This window comes from Chryseobacterium sp. OSA05B (assembly GCF_019970065.1).
GTDB lineage: Bacteria > Bacteroidota > Bacteroidia > Flavobacteriales > Weeksellaceae > Chryseobacterium.
Genome location: NZ_JAHXYH010000052.1, coordinates 1 through 558 on the forward strand (window position 1 = coordinate 1; position 558 = coordinate 558).

The 558-nt window shown below is 54.5% G+C and carries 1 protein-coding gene; it reads right to left on the minus strand.

The genetic code is table 11. The features are described 5' to 3' along the window. A partial coding sequence (locus LC419_RS23530) for an SdrD B-like domain-containing protein (RefSeq protein ID WP_223609636.1) occupies window positions 1–558 on the minus strand: 558 nt, incomplete at both ends.

The window sequence follows — 558 nt, forward strand, 5'->3', positions numbered from 1 at the left end:
GTACTCACCAGCAGGCAGCTCATCAAAGATGTAACGGCCATTCTCATCGGTGGTAGTGGTAGCAACTTCCTTGCCCTCGCCATCGAGCAAAGTCACCTTCACACCAGCAAGAACCTCGGCATCACCCTGGACACCATTCTTATCCGCATCAACCCACACGTAGTCACCCACGGCATAGGTCTTCGGAGCAGGCGCATCGCCCGGAGTGTTGTAGAAGCTCGCGGCCTCGGACGTACCCTCGGTGGAAACTTCTACGGCAAGGAGCTCTTCCGACAGTACGTAGCCAGCCGGTGCGGTAATTTCCTTGATGGTGTAACTACCCGGCTTCGGGACCATCACATTCTTGATGACATCGCCATCGACAACACGCAATGCTCCATTGTCAACGAAAATATTGTCGACAATTACTATGCCCTCTGAGTCGAGGACCTGGAAGCGTGCGTTCTTGTCCGATATGACCTTAGTCGCATCCTTGGAGTCGAGCTTGGAGATCGAAAGCGGGTACCCGTCGGTCGGCGTAATGCTTGCCTTGGTGCTCCCGATAACGTTGTCGATTGC